This is a genomic window from Streptococcus sp. 4094, from assembly GCF_013277125.1.
In the GTDB taxonomy this organism is placed as follows: domain Bacteria; phylum Bacillota; class Bacilli; order Lactobacillales; family Streptococcaceae; genus Streptococcus.
Genome location: NZ_VMMI01000037.1, coordinates 1 through 19,238 on the forward strand (window position 1 = coordinate 1; position 19,238 = coordinate 19,238).

General features: G+C 39.9%; 15 protein-coding genes and 1 pseudogene. All 16 read right to left on the minus strand.

Annotated elements, in window-relative coordinates; translation table 11 throughout:
* Positions 1-282 precede the first annotated feature (282 nt).
* Positions 283-1,224 carry a 3'-5' exoribonuclease YhaM family protein gene (locus tag HT721_RS08665; RefSeq protein ID WP_000703197.1) on the minus strand — a complete coding sequence of 314 codons (942 nt, stop codon included), beginning with the start codon at positions 1,222-1,224 and terminating at the stop codon, positions 283-285.
* The gene (locus HT721_RS08670) at positions 1,214-2,470 is read right to left on the minus strand and encodes a DNA recombination protein RmuC (RefSeq protein ID WP_173229609.1); all 1,257 of its coding nucleotides are present in this window, start codon (positions 2,468-2,470) and stop codon (positions 1,214-1,216) included. The genes HT721_RS08665 and HT721_RS08670 overlap by 11 nt, the downstream gene beginning before the upstream one ends.
* Position 2,471: 1 nt before the next feature.
* A complete protein-coding gene (locus tag HT721_RS08675; protein WP_173229611.1) occupies positions 2,472-3,134 on the minus strand; it encodes a thiamine diphosphokinase in 663 nt (220 codons plus the stop codon).
* Entirely contained in the window at positions 3,097-3,753 is a 657-nt protein-coding gene (gene rpe / locus HT721_RS08680) for a ribulose-phosphate 3-epimerase (protein ID WP_173229612.1), read from the minus strand. Before rpe ends, HT721_RS08675 begins: the two co-directional genes overlap by 38 nt.
* 10 nt (positions 3,754-3,763) lie before the next feature.
* A complete protein-coding gene (gene rsgA, locus HT721_RS08685) occupies positions 3,764-4,642 on the minus strand; it encodes a ribosome small subunit-dependent GTPase A (RefSeq protein ID WP_173229618.1) in 879 nt (292 codons plus the stop codon).
* Position 4,643: 1 nt separating this feature from the next.
* Positions 4,644-5,516 (minus strand): 16S rRNA (adenine(1518)-N(6)/adenine(1519)-N(6))-dimethyltransferase RsmA, encoded by an 873-nt coding sequence (gene rsmA / locus HT721_RS08690; RefSeq protein WP_173212216.1) that lies wholly within the window; start codon positions 5,514-5,516, stop codon positions 4,644-4,646.
* A 130-nt stretch (positions 5,517-5,646) separates the two neighbouring features.
* On the minus strand, positions 5,647-5,955 hold the full coding sequence (locus HT721_RS08695; RefSeq protein ID WP_000333264.1) for a hypothetical protein: 309 nt from the start codon (positions 5,953-5,955) through the stop codon (positions 5,647-5,649).
* Entirely contained in the window at positions 5,948-6,589 is a 642-nt protein-coding gene (locus HT721_RS08700) for an ABC transporter ATP-binding protein (RefSeq protein WP_173212218.1), read from the minus strand. Before HT721_RS08700 ends, HT721_RS08695 begins: the two co-directional genes overlap by 8 nt.
* A gap of 1 nt (position 6,590) precedes the next feature.
* Complete coding sequence (locus HT721_RS08705) at positions 6,591-8,621, minus strand: bacteriocin-associated integral membrane family protein (RefSeq protein WP_173212220.1); 2,031 nt, start codon at positions 8,619-8,621, stop codon at positions 6,591-6,593.
* 712 nt (positions 8,622-9,333) lie between these two features.
* Positions 9,334-9,813 (minus strand): hypothetical protein, encoded by a 480-nt coding sequence (locus HT721_RS08710; RefSeq protein WP_173212222.1) that lies wholly within the window; start codon positions 9,811-9,813, stop codon positions 9,334-9,336.
* Positions 9,814-10,153: 340 nt separating this feature from the next.
* Positions 10,154-11,065 carry an XRE family transcriptional regulator gene (locus HT721_RS08715; RefSeq protein WP_173212224.1) on the minus strand — a complete coding sequence of 304 codons (912 nt, stop codon included), beginning with the start codon at positions 11,063-11,065 and terminating at the stop codon, positions 10,154-10,156.
* Between the two features lie 71 nt (positions 11,066-11,136).
* Positions 11,137-11,709 (minus strand): ribonuclease M5, encoded by a 573-nt coding sequence (gene rnmV / locus HT721_RS08720; protein ID WP_173212226.1) that lies wholly within the window; start codon positions 11,707-11,709, stop codon positions 11,137-11,139.
* On the minus strand, positions 11,688-13,040 hold the full coding sequence (locus HT721_RS08725) for a PIN-like domain-containing protein (RefSeq protein ID WP_173212228.1): 1,353 nt from the start codon (positions 13,038-13,040) through the stop codon (positions 11,688-11,690). Before HT721_RS08725 ends, rnmV begins: the two co-directional genes overlap by 22 nt.
* A gap of 13 nt (positions 13,041-13,053) precedes the next feature.
* Positions 13,054-13,824, minus strand: a complete 771-nt coding sequence (locus HT721_RS08730; protein WP_173229614.1) for a TatD family hydrolase — start codon at positions 13,822-13,824, stop codon at positions 13,054-13,056.
* 407 nt (positions 13,825-14,231) lie between these two features.
* Complete coding sequence (locus tag HT721_RS11405; RefSeq protein WP_345890559.1) at positions 14,232-15,401, minus strand: DUF1542 domain-containing protein; 1,170 nt, start codon at positions 15,399-15,401, stop codon at positions 14,232-14,234.
* Positions 15,384-19,025 (minus strand): annotated as a pseudogene (locus tag HT721_RS08735) (DUF1542 domain-containing protein); the annotation flags it as partial. The pseudogene HT721_RS08735 and the gene HT721_RS11405, both read right to left, overlap by 18 nt.
* Positions 19,026-19,238: the final 213 nt, after the last annotated feature.

Here is a 19,238-nt window from a genome sequence, read left to right on the forward strand (position 1 = left end):
CATATTAGACGAAAGGCAGTTTGAGGGAGAGGATAGGACTATCGGGATACTCAATGAAAATCAAAGAGCAAACTAGGAAGCGAGAAGTAGGTTGCTCAAAGCACTGCTGGGAGGTTGTAGAGAGAACTGAAGAAGTCAGTAACATATATACGGTAAGGCGACGCTGAAGGGGTTTGAAGAGATTTTCGAAGAGTATTCATTTTTGTCTTTTACTTATTATACCATATTTACATAAAAAAACGAACATTCTTATCCTAAAAAATGCTCATTTTTCTTAAATTGTTAATCTAAATCTGGTTTATAGAAAGAACGATTATCCATAGCGAAGATTTTATTGGTCATCTCTCCTTTATCCACCAAAGCCAGAGCTGTTGACATCATCATCATGCTGGCATCCAGATTGTCAATCATATGGATAATCTCTGCCTCCATAATGCGTGGACGGACTGGACTTCCATACTCAAGTAAGCCGTGGTGACTGAGGATGACATGACGAAGCAGAACGACTTCTTCCTTGGTATCATCGATACCGAGTTCCATAACTGTTTTAGTAATTTCGCTATCAATCAAAGCAATATGCCCAAGGAGATTACCTCGCACTGTATACTCAGTCTGATCTGGTCCCGTCAACTCGATAACTTTGGCCAAGTCATGCAGCATAATCCCCGCATAGAGCAGGCTCTTATTGAGCTGAGGATAGATTTCGCTAATGGCATCGGCCAGGCGCACCATGGTTGCCGTATGATAAGCCAAACCCGTTTCAAAGGCATGGTGGTTGGTCTTGGCAGCTGGATAAGAGTAAAATTCCTTATCATACTTGGTATAGAGCTTTCGGACAATTCGTTGCCAAACAGGATTTTCAATTTTAAAAATCATTTGCGACATGTAGTCACGGATTTCCTTGACATCAACTGGCGACTTGACCTTGAAATCAGCTGGGTCATTGGGTTCACCAGGTTGAGGCAGGCGAAGGGTAATTTGATTGACTTGAGGGGTGTTGTTATAAACTTCTCGGCGTCCTTTCATGTGGACAACCTTACCTGCGGTAAAGGCCTCAACGTTATGAGGTTGGGCATCCCAGAGTTTCCCTTCAATCTCACCACTATCATCTTGGAAGGTAAAGGCTAGGTAGTTTTTCCCAGCTCGAGTTTGCCTCAGGTCAGCTGACTTGATTAGGTAAAAGCCTTCAAATAGCTCATCTTTTTTCATGTGACTAATCTTCATATTCTTCCTCATTTTCTTGGAAATGGAGTAGATCAAGCGCAGGCTCACCTTCTGACAACTCAATGTGACGGAGCGTCCGCTCGATAGCTGTGGTACGACGATTTAATAATTCATCAATATTGCCAGAGGCATGTTGGAGATGTTTTTGTGCCTTAACCAGAATGCCACCAAACTTGCCAAACTCGGTCTTAACGCTAGCAAGGGTCTTACTGATATGGTCGGCACTCTTTTGGATATTAAGGGTCTTGAAACCAACTGATAGGGAATTGAGCAGAGCTGACAGGGTACTTGGTCCTGCAACGATAATCTGCTCCTCCCGCCTCAAATCATCAAAGAAGACCGGATTGCGGACAATTTCTGAGTAGAGACCTTCTGTCGGAACAAACAAAACTCCAAAATTGGTAGTCCGAGGCAGTGCTATGTACTTGCTCTTGATATCCTTGGCAAAGCGCTTGACACTTGCTAGGAGTGACTTGCGACAGCGTTCAATCTCATCCTTGTCCCCTGCCTCATAGGCTTCTTCTAGGCGATAATAATCAGCCAGTGGAAACTTAGAGTCAATTGGTAGATAGACGTATTCCTGGTCGCCTTGTCCAGGTAACTTGATGGCATACTCCACTCGTTCACTGGAGTTTTCAACCGTTGCGTATTCTCGTTCATACTGGGCAGGGGTCATGATGTCTTCAATAATTTGTCCCAGTTGCAATTCACCCAGAATCCCTCGCGTCTTAGTTCCAGAGAGAACCTTGTTGAGGGCTCCGACATCGCGGGCAACTGTCTGCATTTCTCCAAGGCCACGATTGACCGACTCTAGTTGTTTGGAAACTGTCTCAAAGGAAGCTTGCAAGCGTGTCTGTAAGGTCTTTTCTAACTTTTCCTCGACCGTTTGGCGCATTTGTTCTAGACGTTGCTCATTGGATTCCTGTAAGGCTTGGAGACGTTGGTCGGTCTTATCTCTAGTTTGCAAGAGATTATCTGTCATTTCTTGACGGACTTGCGTCAAGCCTTGGTGCAATTCCATTCGCACTTCTTGCAAACGGTCGCTGACAGCCACTTCCAAATCTTTTTGGTCCAACTGACTAGCTTGTCTGGCTTGTTCAAAACGGTAATCCAACTGGTCTGACAAGTGATCTGCCTGATCCTCCAAGCTCTTACTGAGATGTTTTTCCTGCTTATCCTGCCTTTGCCAAATGAGAAAAAGTCCAGCTAGGTTGGTAATCAATAATAGAACTAATAAACTTCCCATCCTACCTCCTGTCCTTACTATGCAGCACGACCACATAGCCATCTGGGCAAGTCACTGACACTTCCCTATCTATATATTCGTTAGAAGCGTACACTTTTTTAAAGAAAAAATTTTCCTCTGTCAACTCATACTTGGCACCAAGAATGGTCAGTTGGCTATCCCGAACTGGCATAAAGGCTAGGTATTCATAGTCTGAACGGGGTTCTAGCTGACTGGTCCCTTCTGGACAATAGGCAATCAAGTTTTGCCCATCTTCAATCGCTATCTGGCGCATATAGGGTGCCAACTTGGGGTTGCTAGGAAGAAAAACATTGGCCAGCATATGGTCAATACGACCACCCAAAGCACCGAAAATAGTGACCTGAGCCTGAGGATTTTTCTCAAAGATAGTCAAGAGAGCCAATTCCAAATCGGTATCATCTTTTTCTGGTCGGGCTTGAACAAAATGCTGGGCACGTTTTTGAATCAACTGACGCTCTTCTGCAGTGACAGAATCAAAATCTCCAACCGCTAGAGCGAGAGGAAAGTTTTCTTCCAAGACCCAGAGCGAGCCTCGATCCACACCGACAAAGCAATCAAAGTCTGTCCGGTAGTGACCGCGGTCTCCGCCTGCAAAAACTGCAACCCTAGTCCAATTGTTTTCTGAGAGTTTGTACTCGCTCATTGACTTCTCCCTTAAAGACATAGGAACCTGCTACAAAAACGGTCGCACCAGCTTCTTTGGCTTGAGCAATAGTTTGGTCATCAATCCCACCATCCACTTCGACTTCAAAGTTCAAACCTTTTTCATCACGAAGGGCAACCAGCTCACGGACCTTATCCATGGTCTCTGGTAGAAAGGCTTGTCCACCGAAGCCAGGGTTCACTGTCATGACTAAGACTTGGTCAACTAGATGAAGGACGTGCTTAATGGCTTCAACAGGCGTACCAGGGTTGATGACAACCGAAGGTTTGACACCAAGAGAACGAATTTTTTGGAGGGCACCATGAATATGAGGCGTTGCTTCTACATGGATGCTGATGATATCGGCACCTGCACGAGCAAAGTCTTCTAAATGATGCTCTGGATTCGCCACCATCAAGTGGCAGTCAAAGACCATCTTGCTATGAGGACGAAGGCTCTCGACCACACCCGCACCAAAGCTGATTTGTGGCACAAAGTGCCCATCCATGATATCGATATGGGCATATTCTGCCCCAGTTGCTTCTAGACGTTTGATTTCACGTTCAAAGTTGGCATAATCTGCTGCCAGAATTGACGGAGCAATCTTGTATTGAGACATAGGTTTCTCCTTATTTTGGAATTTTTTTGCTGACTTTTTTATATGTTTCTCTGCGATTTTCAATTTCACTGAGGAATTGCAGGTAGTTTTCGAAACGGAAGGTTGCAATGATTCCTTCATCTACAGCTGGCTTGACCGCACAAGAAGGCTCATGGGTATGGGTACAAGTACGGAACTTGCAGTCTCGACTAACACTAGCAATCTCTGGAAAGGCCTGATTGAGGTCCTCCGCCGTTGATACTTCATAATCCAGTGATGAAAAACCTGGTGTGTCCGCGATTTTACCCCCATTGAGATTGTAAAAACTAACAGCTCGAGTGGTATGGCGCCCACGACCCAGACTGTCTGAGATTTCTCCTGTTTCAAGATTGAGGTCTGGTGCGATTTTATTGAGAAGAGTTGATTTCCCAACACCTGTCTGCCCCATAAAGACCGTAACCTTGCCTGTTAACAAAGGCAGGAGTTCCTCTTTACTGGTCACAAAGTCATAGCCGATGTCACCATAGGTCTGCTGGTAAAAATCCAATTCTGACCTATCTTCCAACAAATCCATTTTAGAAATATAGACGATGGGATGAATACCCTTGTGCTCCAAAAGAACTAAGAACCGATCCAGCAAATTGCTGTTAAAATCAGGTTCTTTGACGGACATGATTACTACAGCTTGGTCAATATTGACAATGGGCGGACGAACCAGACTATTTTTTCGTTCATGAATCTTAAGGATATATCCCTCAGAGTTCTCCTCCGCAGAGAAATCTACCAAATCCCCAACGTAGGGAGTATGCCCTTTTTTACGGAAATTTCCACGCGCCCGTGTTTGATAAACCTTTCCCTCACTCTCTACATAGTAGAACCCAGCCAAAGCTTTAATGATTTGTCCCTGCATCTTAGAGTCCTTGCCCTTTAAGTGCATCTGCTAGGCTGGCAAACTCTGCCAAGCTGAGAGCTTCCCCACGCACACTTGGTGACAAGCCTGCTTGGTCCAAAGCCTTGGTCAGCTTGTCCTTGACTTCTTCAGTCTTGCCAAAGTAACCTGTCAAGTTATTCCATAAGGTTTTACGGCGATGAGTGAAACTTGCCTTGGAAACCTTAAAGAAGAAGTTCTCGTCTCCCACTGCTACAGCTGGCTCTGGACGACGCACCATTTTCAAAATGGCTGAATCCACATTTGGCGCTGGCACAAAGACCGTACGAGGTACGATAAAGGCAACCTTGGCAGTCATATAATACTGAACCGCAATTGACAAGCTACCGTAAGCCTTGGTGTTAGGTTGAGCGGAAATGCGGTCAGCTACCTCTTTTTGCATCATGACGACAAACTCACTAAAAGGAATGCCACTTTCAATCAAGTGCATGAGAATAGGCGTAGTGATGTAGTAGGGTAAGTTAGCCACTACCTTGATTGGCAGGTCAGGATTTTTAAAATTTTGGATATGCTGCGCCAAATCAACCTTGAGAATGTCCTCGTTGACTACGGTCACATTGTCAAAATCACGCAAGGTATCTGCTAGGATTGGCACCAAACGATGGTCAATTTCAAAAGCCATGACCTCTGCTGCACGCTCAGCCAGAAACTCCGTCAAGGCACCAATACCTGGGCCAATTTCGATGACATTAACCTGGTCATCAATCTCAGCCGTATCCACGATTTTTTGAAGAATATTGGTATCCGTCAAGAAATTTTGCCCGAAGGACTTTTTAAAGGTAAAACCGTGACGCTCCAGCACTGCCTTGGTCACGCTATAATCTGCAATTCTCATCTATTCTCTTTTCTATTATCTGTTACTACTATTGTAACACATTCCCCTTGTATTTTGGGGGTGAAAATCATACCAAAAAACTATCTTTCCTCATGAAGAAAGATAGTCTTGGAAATCTTTAAAGGTGGACTTAGCGGTTCTCTCGAAACATACGTTCAAAAAAATCAGCTTCTTGATAACTTCGATTTTCAGGTAGGGTCAAATCTACATCCTCCTCCACATCGTCCACTGTCAATTCAACCGTTTGAGGTAAATTTTTCAAACGATAATGCTTTTGCCTTTGCCCTTCAATACTAGCAAAATCAAGCAAATAGCCATTCACTCGGATTTGAACTAAAAGAAGATGATTGGTCATGTTTTCCATGATGAGAATATCTTCTAAACCACCTCTGGCACTCGGATAATCAGATACCCTGCGAATACGAATTTTTTCACACATGAGCAAGTTCCCTCATATCAATGATTTCATCGGCCTTATTCCAGACTAGGGGATTATGGGTCGCAATGATGATCATTCGATTTTCATCTTTCAAATCCACCAAGAGATTCATAACCTCCTCTGAATTTTCAGGATCAAGAGCTGCTGTTGGTTCATCTGCCAAAATCAAGGGTGGATTTTTCAAAATAGTCTTAGCAAGGGCAACTCGTTGGGCCTCTCCCCCAGATAAAGTATAAATTTTTTGTTCTAGATCCAAATACCCTAGATTAACCTTTTCTAAAGCCTCCACTTGCCTTTCCAAACGTTCTACTTTTGAGATTTTCTGACCAACAAAGCCCAAATCCAAATTCTCTTTGATTGATTGGTTTTCTAAAAGGCCAAAATTTTGAAAGAGATAGCCCATCTGGTCTCGAAAATACTCACGAGTGGGAATGGTTTTTAAATCTTTCCCCTGATAGAGAACTCTTCCACCATCTATCTTTTCTAGGTTTCCTAAGATATTAAGTAAAGTCGTCTTTCCGCTTCCACTCTTTCCGATTAAGGCATAAACCTTGCCCTTCTCCAGCTTGAGATTTAAACCAGAGAAAATCGCGCGGTCATTAAACTTCTTTTCCAATCCTTGAATATCAATCATCTTATTTTCCTTTCAATACTGCCATACTACCAGCTTCTTCTTTTTTATCCTGCCTTACTAAAATCAAGAGGGCGTTAAGAGTAAATAAAGCTACAACTAGAGCGCTAATCAAGCTATCTCCTGTCAAAACACTAGATAGGACTAGGCCAAGCAAGAGAACTCCTCCTTGCGCCAGTAAGTACTTGCCATGAAGCTCATAGATTGTCATGCCAGCAAGACGTCTAATCATGATCTCCCGTCTGAACTGCTCAAAATAGAGAAGATTCATGGAATCAAATAACAAGATAGCCGTAGACAGGGTCAAAATAGTTCCTATAAGGAGAGAGTAGAACTCCATCCGTTTGTCATTTAGTACCTTGGCAAAAAATAGCTGGCTTTTTACCAAATAAGAGACTTTGTGATACAGACCTTGCTCTTTTAGAGCTGTGATACTATCTCCATATCGATCTAGTTTTAAGGCACTATTAGCCGTAGTTCCCCATAACATTCCTGCAACAGGTCTTGTTCCAGTCGCTTGCGGCGTTAAAACTACAATAATCGGATCTTTTAGGTACTGGCGTGTCGTCTTGTACCCATCGTTATAGAGGAAGCGTTCCTGTCCTGTTTCTGTAAAAGCTAGCCTTACCTGTGGGAGGTAGTGTTTCTGACTCGTCACTTCTACACTTTCAGATGAAAAGTTTTGCAGGTAATCTGTAAATAATCCTTGATAGTAGACAGACTGCTCTCGCAAGCTCTCAGGCAAGATCAGCCCAAATTCTCCCTCAGACAAGTTTTGCATCTTGTCCATAAACTCAGGAGATACGGCAACCTTCTCTTCTGTTAGATAGCGCGGTGAGACATAGATGACATTTCCTGACGGTGTGTAGTCATTGAGACGATTGCCATCTAGGTCCACCTCTGCTCCATCGGAGAAATTGTCAACATTGCTCATGATATAAAAAGAGTCTGTATTGGCTAACCGTTCTTCAGTAAATGTCTGCCACTCACGATTATCCTTACGCATTCCTTCTTCATCGGCAAATGCACTAGACCAACCAAAGGATAGACGGTAACGGTCTGAGGACTGGCTCCATTTATCGCTTGCCTTCTCCATCTCCTGCATTTCACGGTAGTGGGGGAGGAGAGCTGTCGCACTCGATCGGACCACCAATACAGCTAAGAGTTGCCCCACCATCATCAATGTCATCATACGTTTGAGAGGGAGTTTCCCTTTCAATAAATCCACCAGACTATTTTCCTGTAAACCGAGTAGATACACGACACTTAGTAAGGTAGAAATCCCTGCCAAGGTCAATCCATAAAGTAGAAGAGCAATGATGACAAGTTGCACCGTTGCCATAAACAAGGCACCTTGATACCAGAGAATCCCCAATCCCAAAAGACTGGATACCAGCACTGAGCAGATAAGCTGTCTCACATCTTCTAACACTGGTCTGAGAGCCACCCCAAACAAGCTCTCACCAGCGATTAAGCGAATCCCTGCCTGACGAAGGGACTTGATCCGATAAATCAGGGTCAGACTCATAAAAGTCAGCAGAAAAATAGCTAGACTCAGTAGCCCCATTGGGGTAGCAGACAAGAGGACAACCATCGAAAATGCCTCTGTTCTATTCGAGACAACACCATTATAACCAAGTTCTTGCAGGGCGGTCTGTAAGCTCACTCCATCCAAACTCCCTGACACAATCAAGTAAGACCCTAATAAATCACTCGTTTCTGCACTCTCCTTGGAGGAAATGGTCAAACCTTCTGGAAGCTCTCCCTGACCATAAGTGGCATAGGTAAAGCGTGTTTCTCCAGCTTCATTTGGCTCAACAATCCGACGAGCGATGAGACTATTGTGCTCTACCGCCAAGCTACTCAAAGCCTCTGTCAGTTTTTCTCGATCAGCTACTGATTGGTCTAGCCCAGTACCCATCACATCAACAGAGGGATAGTTACCAAATAAAATCTCTTCTCGATGATCAACGGAATTTATCACCATATAAAGCGATACCAATACCATTGAAATCAAAATAAATAAACGTTTCATCATTTCCTCCAAAAAGTTACTTGGTCACTTAGTGAGAAGGTGACCACAGTCACTGCGATGTTAAGAAGTTTATTAAGTTCTTTCTACTAGCAACATCTTTAAATATATTATATCCGTTTTTTCAAGAACTATCAAGGACATCAATGTCCTTAAAATAGAACTATTTCGTGTCATTTTTAGCTTATATCTAAAAAAACAGTCCTAAAAACGAACTTTAGAACTGTTTCAATGCTAGAACAAGGAAATTTTTGTCATTGCTTCACGATATTTATAAATATTCTTACCCTATTATAAAACGAAGGACACATAAAAAGGTGCCTATTTGATGTACTCTGATTGCAAAATACCACAAAGTAAATTTAACATAATCTCCAATCATTCGTATAAACAATTGTGTGAAACTAATCCGAGAAAAATCAATCACTAGTTGTCAGAGACTTTTTTAGGATTATTGTTTATTACTCGCAAATGGTAAACACGGATTATTCCTACTACTATGAGAACAACTAAATAAGACTGAGTACAGAATTATTTCTTTAAATTATTCGTTTCCTTCTTTATAAAACGGATATGTAACTATTATACCCAAAGTACTAATTATAATTTTAAAGATTGCACCTAAAATATTTAAAGTTGATAAATCAAGTATTCCGTGTATTAGGTATAGTAGACAGAAAAAGAATGGAAGGTATTTTTTTAATTTTTTCATAAACTATAGTGCTATCAAGGTCAAAGCTTTAGCTACTGTCCAAGCCATCCAATCTGGCATACCTGCACGCTTACAAGCCTGGTAGATTCCATCTTCAATCCAACCAGTAAAGTGTTCTAGTGTACTCAATATGGCATTCAATCCTATATATTGATTTATCCATCTTTTAACATTCGAAGGGAGTTTACTATAACCTTTTCGAATAGCTGTAACTGAAAAAGACCACTTTCCTCTGTCCATTTTAGCAGCTTGGATATCCTCTTGCGAAACAGTATCTTTATCAAATTCTAATATACGTCCGTTATCTACGTAGATATGTTTTCCTTCACTATTAGTTACCGTAGAACGTTTTGAAACTTGAGTTGCTTTATCCGAAACTGAATATGTAGAAGCAAAAGCAGTTGCAGATGGGAGAGCAACAGTACTTAATGTTAAAAAGCAACTTAAAACAATTGCTGTTTTTGTTAAAATCTTATTTTTCATTTTATTTTCTCCTCGAAATATACATTTTTATCATAACTATCCTAATAAACTGACACTTTGCCCTAAAGAATCTATTTTGAAACTAAGTAGACATAACTAAATTTTATTTAAACCACCAAGTAACTAGATAAAATAAACTAAAAAAGTTCATACTGTAATCTCCTTTCACATTTTAATTAATTATAAATTATTCTTAAATAAACTCAAAGGACATCAATGTCCTTAAAATATAACCATTTCGTGCCATTTTTAGCTTATATCTAAAAAACAGCTCTAAAGACGAACTTTAGAACTGTTTTGATGCAAGAACAAGGACATTTTTGTCACTGATTCACTATGTTTATAAATATTTTTTTAAATCTTCTTGCCATTGTTTCTCCAACATAGTAACTAAATAAGAATTTTCTATTATATCAGCAAATAGCTTCGATTTCTGATAGAACTGTTCGGCAGAAACATAATCATTGTTTATTATTAGAGATAATTTCCACTCCAACATTAATATAATTGGTTTCTTCTGGAAATCTTGTGTTTTTTCCATTATATGATTAAGGCTAAAGATATAAGCTTCTAGTGAATCATAAGACGACAAATTATCCAAACAGGCTAGACCCGAAAACAAAGTGTTACTTAAAGCAAACAGATATTCTGGTGCAATTAATTCTACATGATTTGTCAAACGAACTAAAAACGAATGAATTCTGTTAATTTCTTCAATCTGATTTTGACCTTGTTTTATCTTTGTAAGCACTATAGCAAAATATAAGTTGATAACTTCTAATTCATTTATCAAAAACAATTCCTTATCATAAATTGTTTTAAAATAATCGTCCAGTACGGTTTCCCCATATTCTGGTCGTACGCTTCGAATAACATCTATCGTTGCTCTAGTAGCTTCAAACCATATTTTTTCCTCATTAGGAAGTTGCTCATAAAATAAATCCTCTATCTCTTCCAAACACGCTTCCTTCTTATCATACTCCTCTTCTTTACCATAGATTGGTTCACGTAAAATCTGGTATTTCAATTCCAAATAAGCAGGAGGAAGAGCAGAAAAATCCGGCATAAGACTATAAGCTGGAACTCCTAGCCGGCGAGCAATATAGTCTAACTTGGGCAAACTCGGTTGCGAAGCTCCACTTTCAATTCGCGACAGTTGACGAACTGTCAGTTCTTGCTCATCTCCACAAAAATCTGGACGACTAATTCCTTTCTCTATCCGAATCTCTTTGATTTTTTGACCAATTAACATCAGACGCCTCCTCTTCTACCTGCTTCGAAAAATACTGTGAAACTTAAAAAATTGTAACGGCTACATCTTTCCTACTCATAAGATTTCATAGCTTCTTCCACTTCTGCCAAGGTGACCCCAAACAACTCTAAGCGCTTGAGGAGTTGCTTGCCGTTAGAATAGCCAATTCGGAGAGCCTCTCCTAGATATTCTCGTCGCTTACGGCTGTCTGCTCCCGCTAGAAAACCAAGGCGAATCAAGTCGCTACGACTGATGTCAAACTGGCTCTCATGTTCAAATTGTTCTGTCACCTGAGCTAGAGCTGTTTTCAGATCCTCATAGCTGGCATGCTCAATTCCCAGAGACCGCCCCTTGGTTTTGGACTTAGGAACAGCTTCATCTCGTTTGAGGAAGGCATGCTGAACTGTTGGAATGGCCGTCATAATCATACGACGAATCCGTTCCCCATTAAAATCTGGGTCTGTAAAGACAATGACTCCATGACGTTGGTGTAGGCGCTGAATCCGCTCTATGTCCTGGTCATTGATGGCAGAACCTCGAGTCTCATAGGTCTCTACATCGAAATAGCGTTTGAGATTGGCCGTATCATCACGACCTTCAACCACGATGACTTGGGAAATTTTCATTTTTTTCTTCGACGACATATTTTTTCCCACTCACTTTGAACACTACTGTCCATAAATTTTAATTGCGGGGCACTACCCTCAACTCTAGAATCCAATAAATCAAAAATATATCTAAGTTTTTGAGAAAAATTCAAAGACGTCCCTACTAAAAATTCATTCCCTAGGCTATCTCTAACCATTAGATATTTATCAAATGTTGTGTTAACGCCTTCCAGTGAATCTTCAAACGATACGACACACGGAATGTTTAAAGTCGATCCATCAATTTTTGAAATAATTTTTTCAAATATAATTTCCATCATTTTAGATTGTTGTTCTATACCAATATAATCCTGTCCGTATAATCTAAAATCATATTTTCCAGTTTCATAATTTTTACGGGAAATTTCAATTGAACTGCCATCCGCTACTCCCGTTACGTTTAAGAGTGTCCAAATATCTATTTTTTTAACAATCAAACCTGTTTTTCTATAGCATTCCGAATACATGTCAAGATTGATTTTTGTTTTATTACCTCCAACAACCCAGTCTTGTTTTCCTTCATTCGAAATAATAATCAAATATTTCTTATCTTTAGTTACATTTGGGTTACATATAATATAATCTAATGTATCTAACCAAAAAATTGCATCCGAATAATGTCTAGGTACTGATTTACCTCCTAAAAAAATTGTTCGGTTAGATTTTCCATCAATATCTTCATATCCTGGAGAAATGTTTGAATTATAACGTTCATTTATTACCTCAGTATATCTACTCAAGATATCATCAGTGTAGTCTAATCCTAGCTTTACCTCATCTAGGAATTTCTCAATTACTCTCTTTATTTCATCGACACTCGTAGTTGATAATTTCCAATCAACTTTTTTTAATAGCTTATTTTTCTCCTCTGCCAATTCATCATTTATCAACTTCAACTTTTCTTCATAATTTTTAATTTTATCTACATACTCATTTTTAAAACTTGAAATTTGTTCGTACATAGATCTCATAGCATCATCTTTTTTATATTTTTCAATTTCATTAAAAAGATTATTATTTATGGTATTTTTTATTCTAAAATCTAATAGTTGATTTGACTCTTCAATGTCCGAAATTATTTTTTTTGCTTTTTTTACTTGTTCCTTCCGCTTATTTATGGTGTTTGATTCATTTTCTAAATATTCAATTTGTGTTACATATGGAATATAAACATCATTTTTTATTATATTGAACGAATCTACTATTTTATCGCCCAAAACATAATCTTTCAGAGGGAATAGTAAGCAATTATTATCAATTACAAAAATTGATTCTTTAATCATCTCATTTGTAAAATCTTTATTATATTCTTTAATAAAATTAACCATTATATTTTCTCCTTTAATACTTAATTCCAAAAATTCGTTCTGCATTTGCAGTTGTTACCGCCGCCAGCTCTTCTGCCGTCATCCCACGCAAGTCAGCGATAAAATCCACTACATAGCGAGTATAGGCTGTTTTATTTTCACGACCACGCTTGGGTACAGGTGCTAAGTAAGGTGCATCCGTTTCCACCAACATCTTGTCCAAAGGTAACTCTTTAGCTGCTTCTTGGATGTCAGTTGCCTTCTTAAAAGTCACCACTCCTGAGAAGGAAATGATCATACCAAGCTCGACAAACTTCTCTGCCCATTCAAGAGACCCTGAGAAAGAATGCATAATGCCACCTCGAGGGCCAACTCCCTCGCTCTTGATAATCTCATAGGTATCTTCCAGCGCATCACGGGTATGGACAACAAAAGGCAAATCCAAGTCCTTAGACAGCTGGATCTGACGGCGAAAAACCTGCTCCTGCACCTCTTTTGGCGCTGTCATCCAATGATAATCCAAGCCAATTTCACCTAAAGCCACAATCTTAGGATGCTTGAGCTTATCAAGCAAGTAGTCTTCAATTTCCTCTGTATAAGTCCCTGCTTCTGTCGGATGCCAACCGATTGTCACGTAGAGTTGGTCATATTCATCTACCAACTCCAAGGCACGCTCAATCGTCGGTTCATCAAAACCAACAATATTCATCTGTGTCACACCCATCTCAGCAGCTAAGGCAATTTCTTCTGCCTCACGACCTGCAAATTCTTCTACATTCAAGTGTGTATGTGTATCAAAAATCATCTCTTCTAACCTCGTTTTCTATCTTCTATTATACCAAAAAAGAGGAGGGGCACCCAATTTTTCGGTTTCCCTCCTCTCTTCAATAGAGCTATTCTGCTAGCTTTTCTATCCAATATTGCCCATCTTCTATTCCACAGTTAGAGACGGAAGAGACTGGCTAGATTGATAGAACATCCCTATTCATCTAATACTCTTCGAAAATCAAATTCAAACCGTGTCAACGTCGCCTTGCCGTACTCAAGTACAGCCTACGGCTAGTTTCCTAGTTTGCTCTTTGATTTTCATTGAGTATAAAGTATGTGATTATCTTGGGTTCTCACTTTGCTCACCCATCACTAGGATTGATGACTTCTCAAAATCCCCCTTATAATCTAACTTTAAGTAGAGAATAGAATTTTCTAGCTGTCCTATTTTCTACGTCTAGCCTTTCTTCCTAGCAAAGCAAAACCACTGGTTGCCGCCACTAGACCAAGACTAGCAAGTACTGCACTTGATGCTGAACCTGTGTTAGGCAATTGTTTTCTAGCAGGTGACTGGTAGGTAACATCTTGCATTGTTCCTGCAGTTGCTTGCGGTGCACTTGTTGCCTGAGGAGCAGCATTAGGAGCCACTGGTCTCTTAGGAACTGTAACCATGGCAATGGCTTGCACTCCAATCGTTTCTGCTTCCTTCACATCTTCCACAGTTTTCGCATTTTCAATCTCTTTGAGAGCTGCTTGTTTTTCTGCTTCCACTCTTGCTAAAAGTTCTGCTTTTTCTTTATCAGAAAGCGGTGAGCCTTTGATTTCATCCTGCTTGTCCTTGGCAGCTTTTTCAATGACCTTTTTAGCTGATTCTTTTTCAGTAGCTAATTGCTTAGAAGCTTGTGATTGAGCTGGGGTTTGTGAACCTGTGTGAGCTTGTCCGCCTGCCTGACTACCACCGCCTGCATTCGCATTAGCATCTGAGCTTCCAGTATTGCCTCCATTATCTCCACCCGGTGTAGTTTCTGGCTTATACTCTGGTGTAGCTTCTTGAGTTACAGATTCACCTTTCGCAGATTGTTGAACTGTATCTTTTCCTAGAATCGTCACTACTGAACCATCTGGGAATGTGATTGTTGCTGTACCATCTCCAGCTACATTGATTGTCGCTCCGTCTAATGCTGAACCATTTGCTTGTAAAATAGCAACCTTAACTTTTTCTTTTTCTTCATCTGTTAAATGAGTTATATCTTTTACATCTACTCTTTGAGCAGGCGCTTTAACAGTTGATTTTTCAGCAGTCGGTTTAGTGCTATCTTGTGCTTTTGGATCTTGTGCTACCAATTGATTTCCTGGAATTGTAATAGCTGAACCATCTTTAAAGACGATTGTCGCTGTGCCATCTCCAGCTACTTCAACTTTAACATCGCTTCCGAATCCATTTGCATCTACTACAGCTTTTTTAACAGCTTCTTTTTCTGCATCTGTTAATCTTGTAGCCTCTGCTACTTTTGTAGGGTTAGCTGGAATGATTACTTTTGTCTTCTCTGCGATTGTTGGTTGCTCTTGTGTTGGAGTTTCCTCTTTTTGAACTACTAGACTGGTTCCTGGAATTGTATTGACTGAACCATCTGAGTATGTCAATGTCGCTGTTCCCTCTTTAGATACCTTAACATCTGTCGCCGCTGGGTTGGCTGCTTGTACTTTAGCTGTTACTGCAGCTTGTTCCTCAGGTGTTAAGCTGTGAGCATTTCCAACTTCTGTAGTTGCTGGCACCACAGCTGGATTTTGCGCGGCTTGTGTTGAAGCTTCATTGTCAGTATCTTTGGCTACTACTAGACTGGTTCCTGGAATTGTGTTTACTGAACCATCTGAGTATGTCAATGTCGCTGTTCCGTCTTTAGATACCTTAACATCTGTCGCCGCTGGATTTGCTTCTTTAACCTTAGCTGCTACAGTATCTTGCTCCGTCTGTGTCAAGTTGTGAGTGTTTTCAACAGGTACAAAGTTTCCTGGAACTTGCGCTGGGTTCTTCTCTGCATCTGTCTGAACTTTTGGAGTTTCTTGTTTACTTCCTTTTTCAACAAGTTTATCCCCTGGTATTGTGTCTACAGATTTATCTGGATAGGTGATGACTACTGTTCCATCAGGTCTTACTTCTACCGTAGTTCCTGCTGGGAAGTTGTTCGCTTCCTCAACCGCTTTTTTAACCGCAGCTTGTTCTTCAGGTGTTAGTTTCGTAGTATTTCCTACTTGTGTTTTTCCTGGGATAACTGGCTCGGTTCTTGACGCGATTGTTCCTGTCTCTTTGTTAGCTGGCGCTACTAATTTATCTTTAGAAATCGTATCACTTGAACCATCTTTATATGTGATAAGAGCTGTTCCATCTGGTTGAACTTCTACTGTTGTTCCATCTGGGAATGTGTTCGCACCTTCGATGTTTTGACGAACTTGTTCTCTTTCTTCATCTGAAAGTTTTGCTGGATTTCCCACTTCCACTTTGTTTTCAGGAACTTTCGGTTCGAATTTAGATGCAATAGAGCCATCTGGTTGAACTTCATTTATCTTATGAATACCAGCTTCCTTCGCCGCGTTGATTTCATCTTTAGATTGACCTTTGTTGATGTCTTCAATCGCTTTATCTTTGGCCTTATTGATTTCTTCGATAGCTTTTTGTTTCGCTTCGTCTGATAAATCTTTATTGTTCTTGATTTCGTCAATGCGTTTTTGAGCTTCTTCCAGTATTTCAGCTTTTGCTTTCGCTTTTTCTTCATCAAGGTTTGTTACATCTGGTTTCTTAACTTCTGTATCAGCTTTTGGATCATATTTTTCAATATTTTCTTTTACTTGATCTGCAATTTGCTTAGCTGTTCCTGCTGATGATGCTTCGTCAATAGCTTTATTAGCATCTTCTTTGGCTTTATTGATTTCTTTTTCAGCTTTTTGTTTTTGCTCTTCAGTTAAATCTGTATCTTTCTTGATTTCATCAAGTTTTTTCTTAGCAGCGTCTTCTACTTGTTTTTTAGCATCTTCTTTCGCCTTAGCAAGGTCGTTATCTTTATCAGCTGTGCCTAAAGAATCAACTACTTCAACCGGTACTTTTACAGTGACTTTAGTGCCATCCGCTAGGGTTACTTCCACTTCTGCTTCTTTAGTTCCTATTTCAGTTGTAGTTGGTTTAGAGATAACTTTCGGTATTAAGCCTTCTGCAAGTGCTAATTGTTTTAGGATTTCTTCGTTTGTTAAATCTTTACCTTTTTCTACAGTTACTTTTCCGGATACTAAAGCAGTTTGTAAGTCTAACTCTGGTTTGAAGATACTTGTTGATTGCCCTTTAGCAGTTTGTACTACTACATCTTCTTTTGGTAGATTTCCGTTTGGAGTTTCAACATTGCCTTGACCATCAACCTTGACATCGTCCTTGTTTAATCCTGGATTTGCAGCTACAACAGCATCCTTAACAGCATCTTTTTCTTTGTCTGTTAAGTTATTCGAATCTTTAACTCCTACAGGTGTAACAGGTTTCTTCAAAGCTGGTGTTACTACATCTTTTGCTGGTAAATTACCTTGTGGTGTTTCAACATTGCCTTGACCATCAACCTTAACATCATCCTTGTTTAAGCCTGGATTTACAGCTACAACAGCATCCCTAACAGCGTCTTTTTCTGTATCTGTTAAGTTTTTAGGATCTTTAACTTCTACAGGTGTAACAGGTTTCTTCAAGGCTGGAGTTACAACTTCTCCTGCTAGTAAATTACCTCTTGGCGTTTCAACATTGCCTTGACCATCAACCTTGACATTGTCCTTGTTTAAGCCTGGATTTGCAGCTACAACAGCATCCTTAACAGCGTCTTTTTCTGCTTCTGTTAAGCTATGGACATCTTTAACAGGGACAAGTTTTGTCGGTTTTTTCAAAGCTGGTGTCACTACATCCTCTGCTGGTAAATTACCTTTTGGTGTCTCAACATTGCCTTGATCATCAACCTTAATATCTTTATCTGTTAAACCTGGATTATTTTTAATAATCTCTTCTACAATCTTAGATTTCTCTGGGTCTGTCAGTTTAGATGGGTTGACAACTTCAACTGGGGTTGTTGGTTTCTTCAAGCTAGAAGTTACAACATCTTTTGCCGGTAAGTTACCTTGTGGTGTTGTGACATTTCCTTGATCGTCAACTTTGACTTTATCTTCAGTTAAACCTGGATTTGCCTCTACAACAGCTTTCTTAACGGCTTCTTTTTCTTTAACTGTTAAGCTATTTGGATTTTCTACTTCAACAAGTTTATTTGGTTTATTTAAGACTGTCGTTACAACATCTTCTTTTGGTAGATTTCCTTTTGGAGTTGTGACACTGCCATCAGGATTTACTGTAACATCACCTTTGTTTAAACCTGGATTTGCAGCTGCGACAGCATCCTTAATGTCTTCTTTTTCTTTATCTGTTAAAGCATTAGGATTTCCAACTACAACTGGTGTTGTTGGTTTCTTCAAGGCTGGAGTTACTACATCTTTTGCAAGTAATTTATCGCCATTTTTAGTTGTTACATTACCTTTGTCATCGACTGTAATATCATCTTTGTTTAGGCCAGGATTTGCGTTGGCTACAGCTTCTTTCACTTTTTCCTTTTCATCATTTGTTAAATGATTTGGATCAGCTACTACGACTGGTGTCGCTGGTTTGTTTAATGCTTGAACAACAACTTTTTCTGCTTCCAAGTAACCTTTAGGAGAAGCTACATCTCCCTTATCACTCACATAGACTTCAGATTCTTCTAGTTGAGGGTTAGTCGCCACAATCGCTTTTTTAACAGCTTCTTTCTCTTCATCTGTTAAATGATTGATATCTGTAACTTTAACCTTTTCTTTTGGTGGAGTTAACTTTCTCTTAGCTGTTTCTGTAATATCTTGTGGAGTATGAACAGCAGCAATTTCTTGTCTACCTTTTTCTGTTGCTGATGCTATATCTTCTGGCGAAGTTGCATTATTGATGTTTTCTTGGTGTTTTGCTTTCAGTTCATCAACTTGTTTCTTCAATGCTTCTTTTTCTTTTTTAGATAATGCATTGTCTTCATCAATTTCAGCTTTTTCAGCATCTGCTGCTTTTGTTAGGTCAGCTTTTGCTTTTTCCTGATCAGTTGCTTTTCTTACAGGTACTTCGATTTCATCTTTTGATCCGTCACCATAAGTAACTTCTACTACAACTACTTTCTTACCTTCATTTGCACCTGTTCCTTCCACAATTTCTCCATCATTTTTGACTTGTTTGTCTGTCGGTTGTGGTTGTCCTTCTGGTACTACTACAGCTTCTGTAATTGCTTTTTTATCTGTTTCCGCTACTTTAGGAGCATTAGATGGGTCTACACTTACTGGAACTCCTCCTGCTGCAGTTACTGAATCTTTTACATTTGGAGTAGCTTTTGCAGCATCGATCCCTTCTACTGGGACATTAAC

Bases quoted from the DNA above. Each gene is read 5' to 3' on its own strand.
- HT721_RS08715 (WP_173212224.1), bottom strand. From the start codon at position 11,065: ATGTTAATTGGTCAAAAAATCAAAGAGATTCGGATAGAGAAAGGAATT.
- rpe (WP_173229612.1), bottom strand. From the start codon at position 3,753: ATGTCTCAATACAAGATTGCTCCGTCAATTCTGGCAGCAGATTATGCC.
- HT721_RS08675 (WP_173229611.1), bottom strand. From the start codon at position 3,134: ATGAGCGAGTACAAACTCTCAGAAAACAATTGGACTAGGGTTGCAGTT.
- rnmV (WP_173212226.1), bottom strand. From the start codon at position 11,709: ATGTCGTCGAAGAAAAAAATGAAAATTTCCCAAGTCATCGTGGTTGAA.
- HT721_RS08695 (WP_000333264.1), bottom strand. From the start codon at position 5,955: ATGTGTGAAAAAATTCGTATTCGCAGGGTATCTGATTATCCGAGTGCC.
- HT721_RS08670 (WP_173229609.1), bottom strand. From the start codon at position 2,470: ATGGGAAGTTTATTAGTTCTATTATTGATTACCAACCTAGCTGGACTT.
- HT721_RS08730 (WP_173229614.1), bottom strand. From the start codon at position 13,824: ATGATTTTTGATACACATACACACTTGAATGTAGAAGAATTTGCAGGT.
- rsgA (WP_173229618.1), bottom strand. From the start codon at position 4,642: ATGCAGGGACAAATCATTAAAGCTTTGGCTGGGTTCTACTATGTAGAG.
- HT721_RS08710 (WP_173212222.1), bottom strand. From the start codon at position 9,813: ATGAAAAATAAGATTTTAACAAAAACAGCAATTGTTTTAAGTTGCTTT.
- rsmA (WP_173212216.1), bottom strand. From the start codon at position 5,516: ATGAGAATTGCAGATTATAGCGTGACCAAGGCAGTGCTGGAGCGTCAC.
- HT721_RS08705 (WP_173212220.1), bottom strand. From the start codon at position 8,621: ATGAAACGTTTATTTATTTTGATTTCAATGGTATTGGTATCGCTTTAT.
- HT721_RS08665 (WP_000703197.1), bottom strand. From the start codon at position 1,224: ATGAAGATTAGTCACATGAAAAAAGATGAGCTATTTGAAGGCTTTTAC.
- HT721_RS08700 (WP_173212218.1), bottom strand. From the start codon at position 6,589: ATGATTGATATTCAAGGATTGGAAAAGAAGTTTAATGACCGCGCGATT.
- HT721_RS08725 (WP_173212228.1), bottom strand. From the start codon at position 13,040: ATGGTTAATTTTATTAAAGAATATAATAAAGATTTTACAAATGAGATG.